The organism is Pseudochrobactrum sp. B5 (assembly GCF_001939785.1).
Lineage (GTDB): Bacteria > Pseudomonadota > Alphaproteobacteria > Rhizobiales > Rhizobiaceae > Pseudochrobactrum > Pseudochrobactrum saccharolyticum.
Map to the genome: position 1 here is coordinate 306,870 of NZ_MOYL01000003.1, position 18,779 is coordinate 325,648.

General features: G+C 47.1%; 21 protein-coding genes and 1 tRNA gene. 13 read left to right on the forward strand and 9 right to left on the reverse strand.

Features of this window, described 5'->3' with window-relative positions:
* Positions 1–63 precede the first annotated feature (63 nt).
* Positions 64–399 (forward strand): hypothetical protein, encoded by a 336-nt coding sequence (locus BKD14_RS11820; RefSeq protein WP_022709125.1) that lies wholly within the window; start codon positions 64–66, stop codon positions 397–399.
* 289 nt (positions 400–688) lie between these two features.
* Here BKD14_RS11820 and BKD14_RS11825 read toward each other — a convergent pair whose 3' ends face one another.
* The 3 genes from BKD14_RS11825 to BKD14_RS11835 all read right to left on the reverse strand — a co-directional run bounded on the left by BKD14_RS11825 (position 689) and on the right by BKD14_RS11835 (position 2,155).
* A complete protein-coding gene (locus BKD14_RS11825; RefSeq protein ID WP_210215510.1) occupies positions 689–922 on the reverse strand; it encodes a hypothetical protein in 234 nt (77 codons plus the stop codon).
* A gap of 203 nt (positions 923–1,125) precedes the next feature.
* Complete coding sequence (locus tag BKD14_RS11830) at positions 1,126–1,635, reverse strand: MgtC/SapB family protein (protein WP_022709123.1); 510 nt, start codon at positions 1,633–1,635, stop codon at positions 1,126–1,128.
* A gap of 85 nt (positions 1,636–1,720) precedes the next feature.
* Positions 1,721–2,155 carry a DUF2834 domain-containing protein gene (locus tag BKD14_RS11835; RefSeq protein WP_139316406.1) on the reverse strand — a complete coding sequence of 145 codons (435 nt, stop codon included), beginning with the start codon at positions 2,153–2,155 and terminating at the stop codon, positions 1,721–1,723.
* Between the two features lie 348 nt (positions 2,156–2,503).
* Between BKD14_RS11835 and BKD14_RS11840 the strand changes: the two genes are divergently transcribed.
* A complete protein-coding gene (locus BKD14_RS11840) occupies positions 2,504–3,010 on the forward strand; it encodes a hypothetical protein (RefSeq protein ID WP_139316407.1) in 507 nt (168 codons plus the stop codon).
* A gap of 62 nt (positions 3,011–3,072) precedes the next feature.
* Here BKD14_RS11840 and BKD14_RS11845 read toward each other — a convergent pair whose 3' ends face one another.
* Complete coding sequence (locus tag BKD14_RS11845; RefSeq protein ID WP_075656220.1) at positions 3,073–3,492, reverse strand: group III truncated hemoglobin; 420 nt, start codon at positions 3,490–3,492, stop codon at positions 3,073–3,075.
* 99 nt (positions 3,493–3,591) lie between these two features.
* Entirely contained in the window at positions 3,592–4,494 is a 903-nt protein-coding gene (locus BKD14_RS11850; protein ID WP_075656222.1) for a LysR family transcriptional regulator ArgP, read from the reverse strand.
* A gap of 99 nt (positions 4,495–4,593) precedes the next feature.
* Here BKD14_RS11850 and BKD14_RS11855 point away from each other — a divergent pair, with 99 nt between their 5' ends.
* From BKD14_RS11855 to BKD14_RS11865, 3 genes are read left to right on the forward strand one after another with little or no spacing between them, the layout of a single operon-like run.
* Positions 4,594–5,205: a LysE/ArgO family amino acid transporter gene (locus tag BKD14_RS11855; RefSeq protein ID WP_075656224.1), complete on the forward strand. Its 612-nt coding sequence runs from the start codon at positions 4,594–4,596 to the stop codon at positions 5,203–5,205.
* A 23-nt stretch (positions 5,206–5,228) separates the two neighbouring features.
* Complete coding sequence (locus tag BKD14_RS11860) at positions 5,229–5,912, forward strand: B3/4 domain-containing protein (protein ID WP_075656226.1); 684 nt, start codon at positions 5,229–5,231, stop codon at positions 5,910–5,912.
* A gap of 21 nt (positions 5,913–5,933) precedes the next feature.
* Positions 5,934–6,839: a dihydrodipicolinate synthase family protein gene (locus BKD14_RS11865; protein ID WP_075656228.1), complete on the forward strand. Its 906-nt coding sequence runs from the start codon at positions 5,934–5,936 to the stop codon at positions 6,837–6,839.
* Between the two features lie 219 nt (positions 6,840–7,058).
* Here BKD14_RS11865 and BKD14_RS11870 read toward each other — a convergent pair whose 3' ends face one another.
* The gene (locus BKD14_RS11870) at positions 7,059–7,532 is read right to left on the reverse strand and encodes a c-type cytochrome (protein ID WP_083647067.1); all 474 of its coding nucleotides are present in this window, start codon (positions 7,530–7,532) and stop codon (positions 7,059–7,061) included.
* Between the two features lie 429 nt (positions 7,533–7,961).
* Between BKD14_RS11870 and BKD14_RS11875 the strand changes: the two genes are divergently transcribed.
* Positions 7,962–8,564: a hypothetical protein gene (locus BKD14_RS11875; protein ID WP_075656232.1), complete on the forward strand. Its 603-nt coding sequence runs from the start codon at positions 7,962–7,964 to the stop codon at positions 8,562–8,564.
* A gap of 760 nt (positions 8,565–9,324) precedes the next feature.
* A complete protein-coding gene (locus BKD14_RS11880) occupies positions 9,325–10,440 on the forward strand; it encodes a DUF1963 domain-containing protein (RefSeq protein WP_075656234.1) in 1,116 nt (371 codons plus the stop codon).
* A 363-nt stretch (positions 10,441–10,803) separates the two neighbouring features.
* Here BKD14_RS11880 and BKD14_RS19540 read toward each other — a convergent pair whose 3' ends face one another.
* Both BKD14_RS19540 and BKD14_RS19545 read right to left on the reverse strand, forming a co-directional pair.
* The gene (locus BKD14_RS19540; protein ID WP_245293626.1) at positions 10,804–11,136 is read right to left on the reverse strand and encodes a tyrosine-type recombinase/integrase; all 333 of its coding nucleotides are present in this window, start codon (positions 11,134–11,136) and stop codon (positions 10,804–10,806) included.
* 90 nt (positions 11,137–11,226) lie between these two features.
* Complete coding sequence (locus tag BKD14_RS19545) at positions 11,227–11,481, reverse strand: hypothetical protein (protein WP_245293627.1); 255 nt, start codon at positions 11,479–11,481, stop codon at positions 11,227–11,229.
* A gap of 528 nt (positions 11,482–12,009) precedes the next feature.
* Here BKD14_RS19545 and BKD14_RS11890 point away from each other — a divergent pair.
* From BKD14_RS11890 to BKD14_RS19135, 3 genes are all read left to right on the forward strand, one after another.
* Positions 12,010–12,762 (forward strand): SDR family oxidoreductase, encoded by a 753-nt coding sequence (locus BKD14_RS11890; RefSeq protein WP_075656236.1) that lies wholly within the window; start codon positions 12,010–12,012, stop codon positions 12,760–12,762.
* Between the two features lie 112 nt (positions 12,763–12,874).
* The gene (locus BKD14_RS19130) at positions 12,875–13,102 is read left to right on the forward strand and encodes a hypothetical protein (protein WP_075656238.1); all 228 of its coding nucleotides are present in this window, start codon (positions 12,875–12,877) and stop codon (positions 13,100–13,102) included.
* Positions 13,103–13,440: 338 nt separating this feature from the next.
* The gene (locus BKD14_RS19135; RefSeq protein WP_075656240.1) at positions 13,441–13,893 is read left to right on the forward strand and encodes a hypothetical protein; all 453 of its coding nucleotides are present in this window, start codon (positions 13,441–13,443) and stop codon (positions 13,891–13,893) included.
* A gap of 390 nt (positions 13,894–14,283) precedes the next feature.
* Here the strand turns inward: BKD14_RS19135 and BKD14_RS11910 are convergent.
* A tRNA-Lys gene (locus BKD14_RS11910) sits at positions 14,284–14,359 on the reverse strand.
* A gap of 515 nt (positions 14,360–14,874) precedes the next feature.
* On the opposite strand from BKD14_RS11910, the gene BKD14_RS11915 reads away from it, so the two are divergent.
* From BKD14_RS11915 to BKD14_RS11930, 3 genes are all read left to right on the forward strand, one after another.
* Positions 14,875–15,552, forward strand: a complete 678-nt coding sequence (locus BKD14_RS11915; RefSeq protein ID WP_075656244.1) for a DedA family protein — start codon at positions 14,875–14,877, stop codon at positions 15,550–15,552.
* Positions 15,553–16,325: 773 nt separating this feature from the next.
* Entirely contained in the window at positions 16,326–17,885 is a 1,560-nt protein-coding gene (locus BKD14_RS11925; protein ID WP_075656249.1) for a TerC family protein, read from the forward strand.
* 192 nt (positions 17,886–18,077) lie between these two features.
* Complete coding sequence (locus tag BKD14_RS11930) at positions 18,078–18,644, forward strand: NAD(P)H-dependent oxidoreductase (RefSeq protein WP_245293628.1); 567 nt, start codon at positions 18,078–18,080, stop codon at positions 18,642–18,644.
* Positions 18,645–18,779: the final 135 nt, after the last annotated feature.

Genomic DNA, 18,779 nt, shown 5'->3' on the forward strand with positions numbered 1-18,779 from the left:
TGTTTTACTTGACCTTAATCAATCCCTTGGCCAATTAGACTGTGTGTATATGGCGGGGGAATCATGAAGATAAAATTAATACTAGCTCTGTCTTTGACAGTATTTTCTGTAGCATGTGCTAAAAGACCTGATGCTATAGTGCCGGTTGATATTCCGATGGCAGCTTATTCAAATTTGAACTGTCAGAGTTTGGCTCATGAATATTCCAGAGAGAAAAGTAATCTTGCTGTTCTTTCTAAACAGCAGAATGATGCCGCAACCGGAGATGCCGTTGGTGTGTTTTTAATCGGTGTTCCGGCTTCGAGCACATTTGGCGGAAATAAAGAAGGACAGGTTGCTGTGTCTAAAGGCAAAATAAATGCCATTGAAGCCGTGTGGAGAAACAAAGGCTGCAGATAGTCATTCGCAATTTTACAGAACCCCGCCAAGTGCGGGGTTTTCATTGAAGCAGGAATAGAGTGGCTACAAATGTGCAGATGAAAACAACAATCACAATTGCTGAAAAAGCAGTGCTATTCAGCTGAGTTTTAGGCGGAGGCGGAAGCATTTGCAGATTCTTTTCAGGATCTGCGTGTTTTACACTTCTGAATTTGTGGACATTGTTTCTCATCGGCTAGAGCATAATTTTAAAGTGTTAGAGCGAGTTTTGTGTGCCAAGTCTGGCACACGGCGCTCTATGTCGTTTCATCTAACGATACCGCGAGAATAAATCGAACTGGGCCTGATTGATTGTCTGTTCATTCCAGTCAACTTCCCGCTTTGATTGCGGTATGAAGCTTTTACGGTGATCGTTGTCGTAGAATAATGTCCCGTGAATGCCAACAGCATTACGTTTCAATATCGGACGTTCCCAAAGAGGAGCCAGTACACGATTGGTTTCATCGTCACCGAGCCGTGCAATGAGGTCTTCAATCAGCTCCATATCACATTCATCGGGAAAGATGATGTTATATTCACTCTCGGTTGCCTGAAATATGCTATAAGTGCGTTTATTGCACCGTCGATAATCTGGATATTTTTCATCATTATTATCTGCTGTTTTTATCGGACACACTATTACTGCAAGCTTATGTCATATGGATACTGGTAATAAGCAAGCGGTTTTCTGGTAATATATTCTACAGCTTATTGGCTGCCTTTTTTGTTGATCGCTGTTTCAGGCGCGGAGGTGTCGGGATCATCTGTCAGAGACTTTCCGTTGGAGAACATCCACAGGGTTAATAGTGCGAAAACCACAATGATGATTGCGACATCAAATGTGCCCATCGCACATGCGATGCCGACTGCGCCGGTGGCCCAAAGACTTGCGGCTGTTGCAGTCCCTTTGACTGAAGTGCTGAGGCGTAAAATTGCACCGCCGCCGATAAACCCCATGCCGGTGATGACACCTTCTATAATACGGGCAAGCGCTTCCGGATTGTCTGCAGTTATGCTTTCAGCTGCCTGAACAAAGCCGCAGCTGGCTACGGCAACTAAGGGGAAAGTTCGAAGGCCTGCGCTTCTTTCTTCCCTTTCTCTGTGCCAGCCTATAGGCAAAGCCAATATATAGGCCGCAGCAAGGGCGATAACATGCGGCCAGACATTGAAATTATCGGCGCTGAACGTGGTTGTGATTGCTGCCTGAAACGCTTCCATTCGCTTCCTCGCATCTTTGTGGTGATGAAGAGGAAAACGTGGTGATCTGCAGAATGTTCCAAAGAAGCGGTTGTGGCAGAAGCTCTTACAGTTCCGCGCGGATGCTCATTTTCTCAATGTGACCTTCCCGCAAATATAAGAATAATGGCAGCGCGAAGGATACGCCCGCAGCTAAGCCGATCAGAGCATAATATCCGGAAGGCATTTTAAGTTTCCGGCTCTGATGGATGATAAAGATAATCAGTACCAGTGCGGATATAGCAACATCTGCTGCGAAGAAGCGTGAGATATTGTTCGCAAATAAATGCTCAAAAAATAAAGCTGGGTTGAACCCGTTCTCGATCAGGAACAGGCAGAAAAAATATAAAGGGAATGCTGCGCCTATAATCATCAATAGATAATAAATCTGCCGCATTCTGCCCTCTGATTTAAATATTAAAACCCGAGGAGAATAAAACGCGACTTCCGGAGTAAAGCAAGAGGCGATAGCATGAAGAGCTGTAACGGTCAGGCTGGTCAATTAGTTGTCGTGTCTGCCACCAGCATAATAAAGTGCGATTGCCCCGTTTATGGCGAGTATCACAAAAATACATATCCAGAACCCTGCCATATCAATCTCCTGTCCGTGGAGAATGGCAAGTCAGAGGGCGTGTTGCCCAGCTATAATTTTCTGTAGTTTTGTTCGCTCTGAAAGTTTTGTTCTACAAGCAGGTTATCAGTTAAGATCGGTAAGCGAAGGTATGCCGTGCTTGAGCGTTTCACAGTCAAGTTGGATCAACTTGATGCCCGTGATAATGCGACCAAATAAAGAATTGAGACACGAGCGCTATGATCCAATCTGGTCGTAAACCGCTCTAGGCGTCGGGATATGCATGAAGAGGATAGTTGGAGCAAAATGATTTTCAGTCGGTTCTTCGCAGAAGATGTCGCTCATTTTTTATCCAAGAGAGGGAGCATAACAGGGGGTGTCTGTCTGCTTTGCGTTGTTGCTGTTTTTACTCCGGCTTCTGCCCATGCAAAAGATGTTGCAGACTGGGAAAATATAGCTTCAGGCACTGCATTTATGTCCAATCCTGCTGCTGTTGAATATAAAGTTGGCTATAGCAATATTGGTTATGACCATTTCCGTTCAGAAATTATGCTGAACTGGACTGATGGTGAGGTGCAGTCGCAGACTATTTATGAGGGGATTTATGACCGGCCTCCCGCTAAAGTCTGGGGTGCCGGTGACCGTCTCTGTGTATCGATGCAAACCTGCGCACGGTATGAGGATAGCTGCACAACACATATCATAGCCTATCACTATGATGCTGATATTAAAATGTTTTCTGAGTTTTCGGCTGGTGGCAATCTATGTCTTCAAGCAAAGAAATAATTGTGCGGCTTCAATATCCGAAGTCAGTCAGAATTGTGTAGAGTGTCTGCTTTGGCAAATAGTTAAACAATCCGGCGGGAATGACGCGGTGCAATTATTTTTCCGGCATGGGCGGCAATCGCCATTTCAAAACTGTCGGCAATGCGGCGCGCCCGATCAATAAAGATAATGGCTGCTTCCTCAGGAAAAATTTCCCGTGCAGTTTGCTCAAACAAGCCGAGCCAGCGGTCAAAATGCTCGCTTTTTAAATTGAGCTTCAGGTGAGGCGGCATCGGGCGACCTTCATAACCACCGGTTTTGAGAATGACCGCTGACCAGAATTCCGAAATCTGCGCGATGTGATGATCCCAGTCATGCACTGCATCGGCGAAAATCGGGCCAATTAATGCATCTTCACGGGCGCGACCGTAAAATCTGGCAACCAAAATCTGGATTGATGCCTTGTCGATGGATGGATGCGGTTGATTAATAAGAACAGTCATAACCGGTACAGGAAGCACTGCCCGATGGGAGGGCGCGCTTTTTTGTTGGAAGGATATAGCCGGAGTTGTACTCAAAACGGGCATGTTTTGAAAGCAAATTCACGGCTGGATTAAAAATTGCTTTGCAACCTGTGTAACCTGTCGGGTGAGACTGGTCAGTTCATTCGCTGCCAGATGATTTACCTGCCAGAACAAAGGAATTTCCAAAGCACTGTCGGGAACCAGTTCAACCAGACGACCAGATTTGATGTGTTCATGCACGATATGAACCGGATTCATGCCCCAGCCCATTCCGGCTAAACAGGCATCGATAAAACCTTGTGTTGAAGGAATCCGATGCGTGGGCATAGTAATAGTACGCCCCATTGTCCGGTTAATCCATTCCTGTTGCAGCCGGTCTTTCTGATTGAATGAGAGTGCCGGTGCTTTAGCAATTCCTTCTGCAATACCATTGGTAAAATGCTTCTCAATAAAGGCGGGAGTGGCCGTTGCCTGATAGCGCAATGCTCCCAGTTGCGAAACACGACAGCCCTTTATTGGCTTCGAAAGTGATGTAACTGCCGCAAGCACCCGGCCGCGCTCAAGCCATTCAGCCGTATAGTCCTCATCATCAATCGCAATGCTCAGTAAATAGCCTGTATCCTGCACAAAAGGAGCCATAGCCTTTAAAAACCATGTGCCTATACTGTCGGCGTTTACAGCTATGTTGATGGTAATTCGTTGCATCGCTGAGCTGCGCATCTCAGCCAGATTTGGCAAATGCTTGGCCAGCTCGCTTTCAAGCATGCTGACATGTTCCAGATGCCGGCAAAGCCATTCACCTTTCTCTGTTGCCACACACGGGCTTCCTCTTTCGATCAAAGAAACACCGAGGCGTTCTTCTATAATTTTCACACGCTGAGAGATTGCAGAGGGCGTAACATGCAGAGCTTTGGCAGCCTGTTCAAAACTGCCGGTTTGTACAACCATCTTGACAGCAAGAGCGGCAGGATAGTCAATCATGCATTAGTTTCCCTTACTTTGAATTAGATTGTTTAATTTTACTAAACTCACGCTTCTGATAACACGGTTTGCAATTCCAGCCGAGTTTAAAATTCAGATATGAGCTTATCAGTATTCATTACAGGCATGACGATGGGGCTGAGCCTGATCGTTGCTATTGGTTCGCAAAATGCTTTCCTGCTGCGGCAAGGCTTGCGCAACGAACATGTTTTTGCCGTTTCCTTAACCTGCGCTTTGTCCGATGCAATTCTGATCGCATTGGGGGTAGCGGGCTTTGGTACGATTATCGGCATGGCGCCCTGGCTTGATCCGGTCATGCGCTATGGCGGAGCCGCATTTCTTATATTCTATGGAGCGGCTAATATGCGCTCGGCATTGCGATCATCTGAAACCCTTGCATCCGGTAATTCTGTTGAAAAGCAAAGTTTAAAAGCAGCTGTGCTAACCTGTTTCGCGCTCACATGGCTCAATCCGCATGTTTATCTTGATACGGTGATGCTGCTCGGCTCTATCTCGACCCAGTTTTCAGGTTTTGAGTTTATGTTTGCTGCCGGTGCAATCTTAGCTTCATTTTTATTTTTCTTTTCGCTTGGTTACGGGGCAAAGTGGTTGAGACCGCTATTTGAAAAACCTTCAGCGTGGAGAGTTCTTGAGGCAATTATTGCATTTGTAATGTGGGGAATTGCTGCCCGCCTTCTTATTGGTTTGTGAGTAAATTACCGGAGTTTAACTGAATGCCTGTAGCCCCGTTTATTTCTGAGAAAGTAATGGCAATAGCGCCGGATTTTCGTGCGCTGAGCATCTATGTCGATACCAAGGCGGGTGTCATGAATGAGGCTGATCCAGTTATTCTGGACGATGCGTGTGCTTATGTGCTGGCAGGCGGACCATCATGGGCAGAGGATCACCTGGCTGGTTGGGCAGACATTTATCTGAAATTTGGTGCGAAGCCTAATCGCACTCCATGTTCTGCTCAGGCGCTTCGAAAGCGCGTTTTGAAAGAGGGGCGCATTCCTGCAATCAATCCTGTTGTTGATCTCTATAATGCAATTAGCCTGCGCTATGCGCTGCCGGTAGGCGGGGAAAATTACGATGCCTATGTAGGGCGTCCTCAATTGATGCTTGCTGAAGGAACCGAGATTTTTGACACTAAGAATAACGGCGAGGACGTTATTGAGAACCCGATACCGGGGGAGGTGATTTGGCGTGATGATCTGGGTGTTACATGCAGGCGCTGGAACTGGCGTCAAGGAGGCAGGACGCGGCTTGATCATGCTGGAGGCCGTATGTGGTTTATATTGGAAAGTTTAAAAGCAATGCCTGCATCTGCTCTTGATGAAGCAGGGGATATGCTTGTGAATGGTATCAGGAAAATGGCACCGAACAGTGAAATACTCATACAAAAAACTGCGGTTTAGCCGGTAGGTACAAAAAATTTTATGTCAGTATTAACCGGTCTCTCTGCGTTTCCGATCACGCCTGCCAATGAATATGGCGAAGTCTGCATAGAAAACCTATGTTCGCTAATCGAAAGAATAATTGTCGCCGGGGTCGATTCAATCGGGCTTCTCGGCAGTACAGGTACATATATGTATCTGAATTATGCAGAGCGAAAAAAGGCGATAGAAGCAGCGCATCAGCAAATTAAAGGCAGGGTTCCGCTAATTGTCGGCGTAAGTGCTCTGCGGACTGATGATGCCGTTAAACTTGCACAGGATGCGAAGTCTTTAGGGGCTACAGTAGGGCTATTAACGCCTGTTTCATACACAAGTTTAACGCAGGACGAGGTTTTTGAGCACTACGCTAGTGTTGCTAGAGATAGTCAGTTGCCGATCTGTATCTACGATAATCCGGGAACGACGCACTTTAACTTCTCTGATGCGTTAATAACCCGCCTTTCCAGAGTGACGGGGATTGTCGGCATCAAAAATGCATTGCCTGCAGATAGTAATGTGGAGCAGCATATACTGAAGCAACGCGCTTCAGTTCCGCCGGAGTTCTCATGCGGCTATAGCGGTGACTGGAAATGCTCCGAAGCTTTGCTCAAAGGCGCGGATGTTTGGTATAGCGTTTTGGGAGGTGTTTTTCCTGAGCTCTGTGTAAGTCTAACACGGGCGTCTGAAAGAAAAGATACAGAGCTGGCACACAAACTTAATGGGATTTTGCAGCCGGGTTGGTCTTTGTTTCAACAACATGGCAGCCTGCGTGTTGTTTATGAAATGCTTAATCAGCTGTCTTTGTCTGATGCTGTACTTCCACGTCCGCTTTTGCCGCTTAATACAAGCATTGCTGCTGAAATTGCAGTTGCAATAAGGGCAATTTCTGGAGCCACAGGGCAGGAATAAATAACAATTGCAGAGCTTTGTAACATGCGAGCCTGCCGCTAAAATTACATATAAATGTGCACGGTTTTTATATGTAACTACGCTGTTATGTTCTTGCGAGAAATCACTAAGTATTGAAAAATTGGTGAATACGATATTGCGCACCCTTGCCCCTCTGATTAGTGGGGGCAAAGGAAATAGACGAACTGTGCTATTGGTTATGATGCGGGAATTTACTGATTATTGAGCGGGCATATTGGGCGGGGCGAAGACGATAAACGGCGTTTTGGGTGTCTGGTTTGGTTCCACATATTCTGGGGCAGGACGCCCAATTTCCCCAAATGACTTCACATATTGATATAATGACCGCAACTCATGGTCAGTCATGGCATTTACTCCGTACCACGGCATAGGTGGACGGGCTTTCATTGTATGTCCGTATTTTACGAACTCATTTTCGCTCATTTTGGAGAGGGTAATGCGCAAATTAGCGGGATAAGTCGTCCCCCAAGGCCCTTGAAACCCGATTTGATTTCCTAGCAGTGCTTTCTTGGGATCCATTTTACCGCCACTTTCAGCGAAGCCTTCTGTGTGGCAGTCATGGCATCCGCCGACCACAGCGATACGCGCACCTTCTTCCACACTGGCCTTGTCGGCCGCTATTGCTGTACTTGCAAAAACAATAATGAAAGTCGCTGTAACAAACCTTATCATTTTTCTCTCCATTTAGCTTGATACCTATGACAGTTAACAAGGTAGAGGCGCTTAAGTAAGCTAGCTAAACGGAGTACAATATTAGCCTTTTGATGGAGGGTGTGGGCTAAATACAGAGCAGGATAAGTATTAATGAGGCAATCAATGATATTATCTGTTGTTGTGTAATCAACGTCTGCTCCGATTATCCAGCCTCTTTATCAGAGTAAATCCTGTTAAGACAGGAATGTCATGACTGTTCTCTGCCTGAACAAAAATAAGATCACCCGCGATGTATCGCAGTAAGTGGTCCGCTGCATAACCTGAACGGTACTATATTTACGGAATGAAATTGCCATAGGACAGTTTCCATAAGCAGGCTGTGTTGCTTGTGTTGTTGCATCTTTAGCCGCTTTGAGTTTGAAATTGGCCGGTGAGGGCACAGCAGTAATGAATAGCTTTAAAAAATCTTTGTGCGGAATTGCGATTGTTCTGAGCGTAGTATCTTTGGCGTCTTCTCAGGCTTTGGCTACGTCTGCAAACTCCGCTGATTTGACCGCCGGAGAGCAAGCTGAATTTCAGGCTTCCGCAGGTATCACCTGCGATGCCAATAAAAGGGATAATTGTTTGGCCGGTAATGTCGAAAGCGGCGACTATTACAATGTGCGCGTTTACGGAAGTTGTATTAATGCGCCTTATTTCGGCCGGATAAACGATAAGCCGGTTTCTTTGAGAAAAAGCGTTGCGACTACCGGTACTGAAGGCAAGACAGAGGGAATGCTGGCGCCTGAGCAATTGGTATGTATTCAAGCGGCTGCACAAGTGAATTCGACAGACATGGAATATTTCGTCATAGCGCTGCCTATGGATCATGGGCCGGAATGCAAAGGCGAGGAATTGTGCAAGAAGCCCGAGCCGCTTCCAGATAGCTATCAAAAGACGATGGCCAGCTGTCAGACTGACAATAAAAAGGATTATGTCGGCTGCCCGCAGGACTGGATTTTTGCGAATGAAATGGAGGCCTATTCTAACGGGCTGCCTGTTGCGCAATAACTGACATGAGCTGACCACATATATGAGGGACATGTCTCGCGTATTGGAGCGAACCGCATATAATCCTAGATGCACGAGCCTCTTCATTCCCTCGACGAAGAGGGATGAAAAATGTGATCCGGATTTATTGCTGTAATTCAGGTATGAGCGCTGTAACAATAAAACATGTGGCTCGGATTTAAGCTGCACTATTCCCTTCTTTGGGAGAAACCACTAAGCTATTGAAAAGCTTGGTGGGTGCGACAGGGATCGAACCTGGGATCCGCTGATTAAGAGGCGGATGTTGCAATTTGTATTTTCTAAGTAGTTATCCCCAATTGGCTGTTTTTGCATCCAAACATTTCAACAAGTTAGAACCTAATTGCAAACCATATGTGTCGCAAGATTTTATGTCGATGATGATATGACATTGCGCCTCAGAGGGCGATCCTAGGTTAGTGCTAGTGCATGCTTGTTGTGACCGTTACGGCTGGCTTTGTATCCGGGACTTCTATGTTGAAGCGAGTTTCTTTCTATAAGTTATCAAAAAATTTATGACAGAATATATTCATATAGTATTTATCATTATAATTTAAGTTTAAAAATACGATGAACAGTCGCGTGATTGAATAAGTTGATGGGCTTTGGAGAAGACGCTTTGAAATTGTTTGGTAAATTAGTTCATCCTAAGCATGTCATGCATAAACCGCAAAGTAATGATGGGCAGTAATCCCGATCCAATGCTATTCTAACGCCGATCATTCCGATACGTTCCAATCCGATGGATAGCTGGTTCGGTGGCAAACCTAAACTTCCGCAAAGTGCCTCTTGGCCAGAGATCAACGGGACACCATTACGCTTCGCTTGCCAGATCAATCTTTCGAGCTTGCCGAAAAATGTATGGGCGGGCAAAGGGCCTCGAGATGGCTGGTTGGTAGTATTTCTGCACCCTGAAACGGCAGCACCCAAAATTCTTCATTTTCATGGGGAAGGTGAAGAGCGTGATGGACCAGGCCAAATGTCGGCACATTGGGCTGGGATCTATGGAGCCTATGCCACTAAATTTAAAGTCTCTTTACTTCCTCGTTGGCCAATAAGGATTGAAGAGGGGCAGCTCCGGCCGCTAAATGCTTCAAGTCGCAATATCGATGCGGTGTGGAGGGGGGAGAAGCCTGACCTTGCTAATCCCGAAAATTATCCATTTGATCCTCTCACACTATCAGCGTTGCTCGACAGTTTGGAAGAGTTTTTTATTAGTCAAGTGAAGCATATTTGTCGTTTCCCGACCATGAAAAAACTCCGCGAACACGATGCAGTCTGGATGCAGCAAACCAAGGTGATGGCGTTCCAGAGCCTTGAGGAATTCTATAAGGTTGAAAGTCTTCTTGTTAATTGTAAATACAGGTTTGACCATGATGCGGTTGCTTCTCTTCTCCCCAAGATTGCTAACCTTCCGACATATGAAGATCAGTATCTGAAGGACGATGATGAGGGGTATTGCGTTTTGGAATATCAACGTTCGTCGCTGAGTGAAATGCCTACATTGTCTCCTAGTTTACCTAGGTGGTGGGCTAATTACACATCTATGCTGTATTGGCACTCCATCAATGCTTACACAAAAGACCCATCTAATCTGCACTCGGCAGGTCGAAGGAAGATGGAGCGAATTTGGAGGGAAGAGACCAACGGTTTTCACGGGGCAATGGGGCACGCCCCAGAAGGGCATATTTATACGCTTTACGGGCCCAATACGGATACTGAAGTGCTGTTGGAACTACCGACAAGCCAAATGCAGGGTTGGGTATGGGGGGATACTTATTCTCTTGTTCTTACTATCAAGCGAGAAGCGCTTTCCCGAGGAGACTTCTCAAATGTGACTTATGATATAACCAATTAAATGGCATTAAGTTTACAAACATATGTCGCAAAATTTACCACAAAGTGGTTCTGGACGTACAACCAGGAAAGATCCCTTATGGGTATTGGTGGATTACCTTGTCAAGATGTATCAACTGTGAGTTTTTTCTAACTTCCTCATTGCCATTTCCATAAATTCCTGTTGTTCACCGATATAATGAGTATCCAAGATACTCTTCACATCTCTCAGGCTGTGTCCGGTTATTGCGCCTATCTGGCTGGTGTTGCAGCCAGCCAGTGCAAGGCGGGTTACTGCAGTTCTACGAATGTCGTGAAACGTAAGGTCGGCTATGCCGGCTTTTTCGCATGCTTTGCCCTATGATGTGCGGAAGCCGTCTTCAGTTCATGGATTGCCACGGCTGTTTACCAATATTGTTGCGTCATGCTTTTGTGATTGTTTGAGCCACTCTTGTAGTGGCTGGCGGACAGGTATGCTCACCCGTGCACCGGTTTTACTTTGCTTAATGCGAAGTGTTTTCCCATCATAGGTCGACCATTTGAACGCCAGCAAATCGCCTTGGCGCTGACCTGTCCACAAAGCCATCATGAGTGCCATCTGCATGGGCTTTGAAGCTACCTTCATAAAGCGAGCGATATCGTCTGGTGTCCAGATGCTTTCGGCTCGATCAGCTTTGTATAGCCGTCCACCGCGTTCGCAGACATTCACGCTGATCATTCCGTGATCTTTTGAAAATGATAGTACACGTGCCAGTGTTGTTCATGCATAATCTGCTGTGCGTGGGCGGTGAGCCATGGTATCGCACCATTACTTGAACTTGCCTCGTGCGCGTGGCGACTGAATATATTTCAGCGTGAGATCCCCGAATATGTCCTCGATCTCAGTAAGAAAGCGAATATAGGCATGTTTGATTTTATCGGACTTTGATGTGAAGTCGGCTGAACGGGAATATTCTTTAATCAGGTAGGAGAGGGGGCACCGGCGCTCTTGCTTGTGCTTTACAAGCTTCTGCATAGGCAGCGTGAAACTCAGGCTCATGCGGTTGAAGTGGTCGACCTTCAATATCTTTCAGTAATGGACCACCACGCCAAGCATAAAAATAAACGCGTACGGATCCTTCAGCGAGGCGCTTTTTTACCTTGTGAACGACTTTGAGCAATACGCGCGTCAATTTTGGCCTCCATTTTATCAAATTCTAGTTCGGGTGTTTGGGTTGTGAGTGGGATGCCGGCAAGCTTATCCAGGCGATAATCGATTGCTTTAATATCCTATCGGTTTGTACCATGGACTGGTTTAGGGAGTGCCTCTTGTTTAACCCAATGCGCAAATGCCGATGGGCATACGCCGCAATAATTAGCGGTTTGTGCTTTGCTGATCAGGCGAGGGGCTGGCGAGGTTATGGCTTGGCTCAAGTTTCACCTTCTTGCGCCCTGGCTAAGTGGTTTGCGGTTAACCGCACATTCCCCAATACTTGTTGGTGTTGTGCATTCCATTGAGGTGGGGCAAAAAAACTAAAATTTAAAAATAAGAAATGCATAGTCTGGTTATGCTTATCATTCCTATGAATGGCTCCCACAAAGGAGACAATCAATGGGGTTATTAAATAATAAAGTTGCTATAATTACCGGTGCCTCATCGGGGATTGGCCGTGCTGCTGCATTGCTTTTTAGTGCAGAACGCGCTTCAGTCGTATTAAATGCTCGCGGAGAGACGGGGCTGCGAGAGGTAGCGGAAACTATTCGCGCTCAAGGCGGGCAAGCTCAGATTGTCGTAGGTGATGTTAGTTCGCAATATACACATGAGGAGCTTATCGAAGTAGCGTTGCGCTCATTTGGCGGCCTTGATATTGCCTTTAATAATGCTGCAATAATTGGGCCTGTTAAGCCGCTTTCAGAAGTTACACTTGCTGAGTGGAATGAAACAATTTCAGTAACCTTTACATCCGCCTTTCTTGGTGCTCGCGCTCAGATACCCGCTATGCTCGACCGCAAAGGCGGCTCTATTATTTTTACGTCCAGTTTTGTTGGAGCCTCTGTTGGGCTTCCCGGTATGAGTGCCTACGCTGCGGCAAAAGCAGGGCTCATGGGACTGGTGAAGGGAATAACGGCAGACTACGCAGATCAAGGTATCAGGGCAAATGCATTAATGGTCGGGGGAACGGATACAGCTATGGCGGGTGATGAAGCTCAGAAAGAGTGGGCTGCCAAGTTACATGCTATGAAACGTATTGCTCAACCGGAAGAAATTGCTAAAGCGGCACTTTTTCTTGCGTCCCCAATGTCTAGTTTTGTTGCTGGCTCTGGATTGTTCGTGGATGGTGGGAATTCCGCTGTGAAACTGTAGAACGCGGATTTTGTGTTATTAGCTTTCCGAGGAACTCTATAATGCTAGAAACGTAATCTTAGCCCTGCTGTCGAGCAGGGCTTTTTTGTAACTATCTATCAGGAAAAATCAGATGAACCCTGATCTTGGTGATACTCGCCGGATTGTTTCCGCTTGTCTGAGACATGGTCTGCTGCGCAATCAGTCCGCCTATGTGCTGGCGACTGTGTATCATGAGACCGCGCATACTATGAAGCCGATCAATGAAAAAGGCAGTGACAAATACCTCCGTACTAAAAAAAATATTGGCCATTTATTGGTCGCGGATATGTTCAGATCATATGGCGTGAGAATTATGTGAAAGACCAGTGACAAGCTATCTGTCGATTTTGTGAGTAATCCTAAGCTGTTACTCGATTCCGTTCACGCAACGGAAGTCCTTATTCTTGGTATGGTTGAGGGCTGGTTCGTCGGCAAGAAGCTTTCTGATTACATTACACTACAAAAATCTGATTTCCGTAATGCTCGGCGCATCGTCAATTTTATGGATAAGGCAGACCTCATTGCATATTATGCCCGTGACTATGACAAGCAGCTATTTGCTGAGGGTTATGGCGTTGAGCAGGTTATTGAAGCGCCAGTGAATGAGGTTCTTCCAGTACCGGAGATCTCCGAGCCACTCCGTAAATCAAAGCGCTTTTGGACGTGGTTGACCGCTGCGGCGCTTCCGGCACTTGGTTTGCTGGATTGGCGTATTCAATTGGCTTCTGTGGTTATCGGTGGCGGCCTTACCGGATACCTGAGGAAGAACTGCGCGAGATCGTCGCCAAGGCGATCGACGATTTCAAAGCCCCGCGCCAGACCGGAGATCGCTTCAATCGCGATATTAAACCGTCGCCGCTTGAGGAATACGTCGGCAAGGCGATCACCGGCCTGCTCGAAAAGGCAGTCGCCAAGCATATCGACGCGGCGCTCGATGTTACGCTTGATGAACACGGCCAGCGCGTCGCGAGCGAGATTATTCAAAAGGCGGTAAATGATGCCGCGCCGATGATGATCGAGCATTTCGTCAAGAACGCCGGAACGATGACCGCACATATGAGGATTAACCATCTGCGCAACGATCTCCGCAATAGTGGCGTGCGGTTTTAAGGGGGATTGAATATGGACAATAGTAGCCAGCTTTTAACCACGAATGAGGCCGCCGACTATTTGAGACTGAAAACGAACACTCTTGCCAGCTATCGCATGTCAGGACATGGGCCGAAATACATAAGGCAGTCGGCACGGCGCATTTTATATCGAAGGTCTGATCTTGAGGATTGGCTAAATAAGCGGTCTTTTCAATCCACTGCCGCCGCAACAGTAAGCGGAATTTGATTATCCCCAATAGAATATGATCTTCAAAGCCCTTGAGCGTCCTCCGCTTGAGGGCTTTTATTTTGGCTTACTAGTGGCTTACTAGCACAACAAAATCAGTTTCGGCGGTGTCCCGCCTTACTGAAAATATTCTGTATGTATTTGGATTGCTTTAAGAATATTTGGTGGGTGCGACAGGGATCGAACCTGTGACCCGCTGATTAAGAGTCAGCTGCTCTACCGACTGAGCTACGCACCCACTTTTCTGAATAATCATTCAGTAAGTGAGCGGTTCTATAAAGTGGAGCCGACGGCCTGTCTAGTCATGAAATTATTTTTTTGAAAAAAATGTGCAGTTTTCATGTCTTGTGATGTGAGGCAGGCAAGTGACTGATCCGGATTGTGCTTTTACGCCTGACTAAGATGTTTCGGTTCATAAACCGCAAAACAGGCGGCTAAATAGCCTTGATACGTGATAAATCATTGCACATATAGTTTGCATTGCAGACATATAGGTATATCACGCTGAATTAAGTTTCAGCCTGCATATCGGATTTTTAATAATCTAACAGCTATACAGACTGCTGAATATTGTTGCTGCTGACTGGTTTTGTCATCAGAGTTTTGTCTTTGTGCCATAATTAGGCGCAAAAAAACTGGCATAGCGTTTGCTATGGTTCTGGTTAATCCGCCTTCCGGGCAGTATTAATCATTTACAGGAATGATGGCGAAGCAGCGCGGAAATTTTCATGCTTTGCATGATCTGAGGGTTCAATGGACGGTTTTATCGGCGATCTCGGGCAGTTTATTTCGGCCAATCAGGCTTGGGCCGGACCGATTGTCGGGTTGATAGCATTTGGTGAGTCTCTGGCTGTGATCGGTATGCTGATTCCGGCAACACCAATCATGTTGGCGATCGGCGGTCTGGTCGGGGCCGGTATTATCGATCCTATTCCCGTCATGATCGGCGCTGTTATCGGTGCTGTTATCGGTGATGTTATTTCCTATTTGCTCGGCTGGTGGCTCGGACGCCGTGTTATTCACCAGTGGCCGCTGAACAAATATCGTTCCCATATTGCGCAGGCACGCCTGCTGTTCCGCAAATATGGTTTTGCTGCCGTGTTTTTTGGCCGTTTCTTCGGCCCTGTGCGTTGTACCGTGCCGCTGGTTGCGGGCATGATGTCCATGGATCAGAAGCGTTTTCAGACCGCTAATATTACTTCCGCGCTGGTTTGGGCGCCGGTTATGATCCTGCCAGGTTGGTTGGCCGGTAAAGGTGCGGGCATTTTTGCACGTCTCGATGGCACTGACTGGGTGTGGATGGCTGTTGCTCTTACAGTACTGGCGACAGTTGTCAGTATTGTTGGTGTTCGCTTTATGCGTGCACGCCCGAAACATGAGCGCAGACGCGGTGCCGCGAAGAGTAAAATCTCTGCAACACCGGCTGAATAATAGTTCCTGTCATAAGTTTCGGGGCAGTGTCTGATATACACAGCCACGTAAAATTGTTGCCGCATTGCCAGAGGTTTGGCAAAATAATCACCGGACGAACTTGATTAGATTTGCATTTGTATTCATTATAAATGCAAATTATCAGTCCGACAGACAGCCGTTTAACGTGCAATGGTCTGATTTTTAAAAGCTTTACGCTGAATATGAAATGTTTAACCGCGCAAATTGCGCCTAAAATGGGTCTTTAAAAACTCCGATGCCGGAAGATACTTCTGACGATTCGTCTATTCCGGATTGTTGCCGCTCCGAACCGGTAACAATCCGAAACACAATTTTCCTGCACGCCGCTGGCAGACATAACAGGTCTTTGACATATCAGACCTCTGTTCCACCGGTTGTGCATGTTTCCCGTCCTGTACAATTTCTGCGTGATAAGACTGCCGGTGCTGCAGCTGTCATCGCCCGCCTGTTTTCTGCAAAGGAGACCGGCCCGCGGGATAAAATCCTTCTGTTTTTCTCGGTGATGTATCAAACCTTGTTTCAGGTGCCTGAAGCGGCTCTGAAAAAAGGGATCTCTGATCCTGCACGATCAGCAGGAAATCACGCTGCCAATAAGCATGTCCGGTTATCTGATTTCAAAACCGGTAGCGGAACGGAACTGACACGGTTTTTTGTAACCGGATTCAGTGCCGAACCAGTGCTTGCGCGTTTGGCTGGCCAAAAACAGGCTTGCAACCGCATCCCGCAACAGAAATTCTAGGAAACGACAACCCATGGAATGGATTGCCGATCCCAATGCCTGGATAGGCTTGGTTACTCTGATTGTTCTTGAGATTGTTCTTGGTATCGACAATCTCGTATTTATTTCTATTCTTGCCGGTAAATTGCCACCGAGCCAGCGTAATAAAGCGCGACTGCTCGGCCTTGCGCTTGCGCTTTTGATGCGCCTTGGTTTGCTGGCCTCGATCTCGTGGATCGTAACGCTTACACAGCCGCTCTTTACCATTTTCTCCTTTGGTTTCTCCGGCCGCGATATCATCATGATCGTCGGTGGTGTGTTCCTGCTTGCCAAAGGTACGATGGAACTCCATGAGCGTCTTGAAGGTGAAAATGCCGTCAAGGAAGGTAATCCGGTTCATGCGGTGTTCTGGCAGGTTATTGCGCAGATCGTTGTTCTTGATGCCGTGTTCTCGCTCGATAGCGTAATTACCGCTGTTGGTATGGTGCAGCATCTGCCGGTGATGATGATTGCTGTTGTCGTTGCTATGGCGGTGATGATGGTTGCTTCCAAGCCGCTGATGACATTCGTCAACAAACATCCGACCGTGGTTATCCTGTGTCTTGGCTTCCTGATGATGATCGGTTTCAGTCTGGTGATTGAAGGCTTCGGTTATCACGTGCCTAAGGGCTATCTCTATGCGGCAATCGGCTTCTCGATCCTGATCGAAGCAGCCAATCAGGTCGGCCGTCACAACCGTGAAAAACGCGTGACGACCAATGACCTGCGTGAACGCACTGCCGGTGCCGTGCTGCGCCTTCTTGGCGGTGGTCGCGGCAGCGACAATGCTCTGTCGGAAACTGTTGACGTGATTGCGGAACATACTGCTGCGGCAGATGTGTTCCGTCCGGAAGAGAAGGAAATGATCCGCGGCGTGCTGGATCTGGCTGATCGTCCGGTGCGCTCCATCATGACGCCGCGTAATGAGGTGGAGTGGCTGGATCTGGATGCGAGTGAAGAAGAGCTTCGCAATGAATTGCGCCAGTTTGCTCATTCGCGTGTCATTCTTGCCCGTGGTCAGGTCGATGAATTTGTCGGTGTGGCGCTGACAAAAGACTTGCTGCTTTATCTGGCGGATTCCGCACCGATTGACTGGCAGAGTGCTATGAAACAGCCGCTGGTTGTTCATGAACACAGCAATGTGCTGCGGGTTATGGAGCAGTTGCGCGGTTCTCCGGTGCAGATGGCGGTTATCGTCGATGAACATGGTTCTTTCGAAGGTGTTGCAACGCCGACGGATATTCTTGAGGCCATTGCCGGTGAGTTTCCGGATGAAGATGGCGATGCTCCGAGTGTCGAGACCGTTGAAGACGGTGTCTGGATTGTCGATGGCTTTACAGATATCCGCCGTCTGAGCGGTATTCTGGATCGTGACCTTGTGGATGAGGATGACCGCTATACGACACTGGCCGGTTTTGTTCTCTGGCATCTCGGACATATTCCGACAGGTGGTGAAAAATTCACTGCCGAAGGTTTTGAGTTCGAGGTTCTGACCATGGAACGCCGTAACATCGCCAAAGTCAAAATCACAGCTTTGCCTGCTTATGATCTTTAAGCTGGCTGACTGATAAGAGAGAAACGCCGCATCATTTTTGGTGCGGCGTTTTTATATAAAATGCATTGTCCTATTCTGTGAACACTGTGTCGCAGGAGATAACTTGCAGTTTTTCTGAAACACTTTTAACAGGTGGCTGAAAAGAGGGGGCAGTTATGCCTGTCTGTTTTTCAGCTGAAAAAGGAAATATCCGTGCCAAAGCTTTATACAATCATTTGTGCAACACGTTCTGCGCGTCATGGCGATAAATTTGCCAAATGGTTTAATGATTTTGCAGCTGCAAATTCTGATTTTGATGCAGAGCTGGTTGATCTGGCTGAAGTTAAACTGCCGTTTTTTGATGAAGCCACACATCCGCGCGCGCAGAAATATGAGCATGAGCATACCAAAAAATGGAGCAAGCTCATTGATGCCGGTGATGCATTTGTCTTTGTGATTCCGGAGTATAACTATTCCCCGCCGGCTGAATTTTTCAATGCGGTGAACTTCCTCAATACCGAATGGAACTATAAGCCTGCGGCTATTATGAGCTATGGCGGTGTGTCCGGCGGTTTGCGTTCCGCACAGGTTGCCCGTTCGCATCTGAGCACATTGCGTATGATGCCGCTGCCGGAAGGTATTCCGCTGCCGAATTATCCGCAGTTCCTGAATGAGAACGGTGAATTTGTTGCGACTGAAATGGTTGAAGCCAGTGCAAAGACTGTTCTGGCAGAACTGAAAGTCTGGAATGACGGTTTGCAGACAATCCGCAATAAGTAAGCCTCCATCTTATTGATGTTGAATGAAAAACCGCTGCAGCAATGTAGCGGTTTTTTGTTGTTTAGCGCCAAATTAGCAATCTTAAATCACATAAAATTAATGGGATTATTGACAATAGCACTGCATTGGCAGACA